Source organism: Pigmentiphaga sp. GD03639 (assembly GCF_029845405.1).
Taxonomy (GTDB): Bacteria; Pseudomonadota; Gammaproteobacteria; order Burkholderiales; family Burkholderiaceae_B; genus Pigmentiphaga; species Pigmentiphaga daeguensis.
In genome coordinates, this window is the sequence record NZ_JAOCLR010000078.1 from 1 (window position 1) to 1,293 (window position 1,293).

1 protein-coding gene and 1 other annotated feature are annotated in these 1,293 nt (G+C 64.7%); the gene reads right to left on the reverse strand.

Going from position 1 to position 1,293, the window contains the following annotated elements; genetic code table 11:
- Positions 1–25: 25 nt before the first annotated feature.
- A protein-coding gene (locus N5K27_RS28855) for an IS3 family transposase (protein ID WP_152548598.1) occupies positions 26–1,257 on the reverse strand; the annotation gives its coding sequence in 2 pieces (ribosomal slippage) (positions 26–969 and positions 969–1,257; 1,233 coding nt in all).
- Positions 863–979 (reverse strand) — a sequence feature (AL1L pseudoknot). Its footprint overlaps the gene before it by 117 nt.
- Positions 1,258–1,293 lie beyond the last annotated feature (36 nt).

The following is a 1,293-nucleotide window of genomic DNA, read 5'->3' on the forward strand; positions in this document are numbered from 1 at the left end:
ATTCGTGGAGGCCCGTTGGTTTAAGTCAGACCTCCACCGTGGTGGCCTGACTGGCGAGTTGCCTGTAGTAGTTTGCCTCAGCCTCCGCCGGCGGGATGTAGCCGATCGGTTCGAGCAGGCGGTGGTGGTTGAACCAGGACACCCATTCGAGCGTGGCCAGCTCCACGGACTCCTTTGTTTTCCAGGGCGTCCGACGATGAATCAATTCGGCCTTGTAGAGGCCGTTGATCGTCTCGGCCAGCGCGTTGTCATACGAGTCGCCCTTGCTGCCCACGGACGGCTCAATGCCGGCTTCTGCCAGCCGCTCGGTGTAGCGAATGCTGACGTATTGCGAGCCCCTGTCGGAGTGGCACACCAGGCTGCCATCGCGTTCGGGTTGCCGCGCGTACAGCGCCTGCTCCAGGGCGTCCAGCACGAAGTCAGTTCGCATCGAGCTGCTCACCCGCCAGCCGACGATGCGACGGGCGAACACGTCGATGACGAACGCCACGTAGAGCCAGCCCTGCCATGTCGACACGTAGGTGAAGTCGCTGACCCACAGCTGGTTCGGCCGCTCGGCCCGGAACTGCCGGTTGACCCGATCCAGCGGGCAAGGCGCCTTGCTGTCGCTGACGGTCGTCTTCACCACCTTGCCGCGCAGCACGCCGCGCAGTCCCAAGCGCCGCATCAGCCGCTCCACCGTGCAGCGGGCCACGTCGGTCCCCTCTCGTGCGAGCTGCCTCCAGACTTTGTCGGCGCCGTAGACCTGCATGTTGGCGTTCCAGACGCGCTCGATCTGCGGCACCAAGGCCTCGTCACGGTGAGCCCGGGCACATCGCTTGTGCGGCTCGCGCAGCAGCGCCGCATGGCGCCAGTATCCCGACGGGGCGATCTGCAGTGCCTTGCAGATCGGCTCGACTCCGTGGGTGGCGCGATGCTGGTCCACGAAGTCGTTCAGGACTTCAGTCGGCGGTCGAGCTCCGCCTGGGCGAAAAACGCGCTGGCCAGCTTCAGGATCTCGTTGGCCCGACGCAGCTCTTTGACCTCGCGTTCCAGGCCCTTGACCCGCTGCGCCTCGGACGTCGTGACGCCCTCTCGCACCCCGGAATCGACCTCCACCCGCTTGACCCATTCCAGCAGCGTCTGCGGGACGCATCCGATCTTCGGCGCGATCGATTCGACTGCTGCCCACAACGACGGGTACTCCCCTCGGTGCTCCTGCACCATCCTCACCGCGCGCTCACGCACCTCCGGTGAGAACTTGTTCGACTTCTTCATGGCTCAATCCTCTCAGAGATTTGAGCCTCCTCAAAA